Source organism: Pseudomonas sp. 05T35 (assembly GCF_056396605.1).
Genome location: NZ_JBFTLU010000663.1, coordinates 1 through 1,708 on the forward strand (window position 1 = coordinate 1; position 1,708 = coordinate 1,708).

4 protein-coding genes are annotated in these 1,708 nt (G+C 51.9%); 1 reads left to right on the forward strand and 3 read right to left on the reverse strand.

Translation table 11 applies throughout. The annotated features are described in order from the left end of the window. The 3 genes from AC1DH9_RS28580 to AC1DH9_RS28590 all read right to left on the reverse strand — a co-directional run. Positions 1–356, reverse strand: a 356-nt coding sequence (locus AC1DH9_RS28580; protein ID WP_477809276.1) for a tail assembly protein, incomplete at its 3' end; no start/stop codon positions are given. 55 nt (positions 357–411) lie between these two features. Further along, positions 412–759, reverse strand: a complete 348-nt coding sequence (locus AC1DH9_RS28585; protein WP_477806126.1) for a hypothetical protein — start codon at positions 757–759, stop codon at positions 412–414. Between the two features lie 87 nt (positions 760–846). Further along, positions 847–1,188, reverse strand: a complete 342-nt coding sequence (locus tag AC1DH9_RS28590) for a hypothetical protein (protein ID WP_477806125.1) — start codon at positions 1,186–1,188, stop codon at positions 847–849. 239 nt (positions 1,189–1,427) lie between these two features. Between AC1DH9_RS28590 and AC1DH9_RS28595 the strand changes: the two genes are divergently transcribed. Next, positions 1,428–1,589, forward strand: coding sequence for a hypothetical protein (locus AC1DH9_RS28595; RefSeq protein ID WP_477806124.1), 162 nt, complete (start codon positions 1,428–1,430; stop codon positions 1,587–1,589). Positions 1,590–1,708: the final 119 nt, after the last annotated feature.

A 1,708-nucleotide genomic window follows, 5' to 3' on the forward strand; every position in this document is an offset into this window, starting at 1 on the left:
GGTGTACTGCCAGGTACAAAAAACGACGCCACGATCATCGCTACCCCAACTATTGTTTGAAGCATGCCAGCCCGCTTGCTGCCTGTGACAACTGGCGCGATGCGGATATCTCCGTCACCACCAAAACCAAGCTCTTTTTCCTCAAGGTTTTTTGACCCACGGAAGACGGCGAACTCCATACCTCTCGATTTTGCATTGGAGATAAAGCGCTCGAAGCCAGGTATCTGGACACAGAGCGCCTTAATCGCCTCGGCGGGCGATCGCACGGACAGCCTAAACGAACGGCCAAACTGGCGGAGCTGCCCATAGAGCAGAATTGTGGTCATGGGTTGGTAATTGATTGCGAGTGCGGCCATTACTTTTCTCCAGAGAGCAAAAAGCCGCCCTTAGGCGGCTCGTGATTGATCATGCTCAAATGCATTTTTTGACGGCTTCTGAAACTCCGCCTCTACCCATCTGCTGCCATGCAATTCGTTGATATTGGCGAACCGTTGCGCCGCTGCCTGATCGGTTGATTTCCAAAAGCTCGTCCGTTTGACCTACCCCTGGATTTGCCATCACCAAACGATAACCACTTTCAGTCTCAGACATCGTTGCACCAGCGTTCAAATCTTGCCACTGAGGAAAAACACACCAAGCGTACTGCTTGGGAGTCTTCTTCGTGGTTGCAACAAACACTGGACTCCCAGACTTCAAGTCTGATGGAGTGGCGCACCCCGCCAGCATCGCCATCGCCAAAGCTCCTGCGAACAATTTCATGTCGTTCCCTCATTGAGATTTGGCGGGACTTTATCACCATCGAGGAATCGGCACGAAAAACCCGCAAGGGTGACATCCAGAAGAAGCTTACCTCTGGTCAATTTCGATCTTCTGGGTTGGATCGGCACTGTATTTTTGGCGCTTTAGCTGCGGATCATTTGAGGCTAGGCAAAAGAAAAATATTTCTGCCTCACCACAACCACCATGTAGCGCGCACTCGCTCGCCTGCATATGGTCGAGGAGAATTTCCCTACCCAAGGATGCACAAAAAGTGTTGGCTTCTTTCAAAGCCTGCCCTTTCGCGGAAGCCGGGCCGCCGAAGGGAACACGTGTAGAAATCGTATAGGTGTCAGGTCCGACCTTTATTGGGCCGCTGTCTGTACAGCCAGAAAGCAGCGCCAGGGCCAAAGCCCCCGCGATCAATTTCATGCAGGTCACTCCTGTGGAAATGCGGGGGAATGTATCACCGGTTTGCGTCGTCGCGCATTGAAAACCTATCCATGAATCCCCCTGCAATAATTACTTGCTCACATCCAAAAACAGTCAATATTGCGAGCCTCGCCGTAGCACAATTGAAGCGGCCGAGGATGAACATACGTTCATCGAAAAAATCATTCTATGCGTCTAGTCTGCGGGTTACGACATAGTGACTACAGGAGTACCCCACCATGTTTTCTCACGAAAGCATCCCGCTGATTACCATCTTCGTCATCATGCTGCTTGGCGTGTTTACAGCCTTTCTGCACCCGGTACACGCGCTCATTAGCTGGGTTCGGAGGCGCAGGGAAAGATCATCCGCCAAGACCGCGAAAGAGGTGAATTCGCGCTGAGTTTTTTCCCAACGAGCCCGGCACTAGACCGGGCTTTTTCGTGTCAGGTATTCAGGATCTCAGCGCCGGTATCGGTAAAAAATTGAGCAGCGCATCGCGCTGCTCAAGGGGGTTTATAT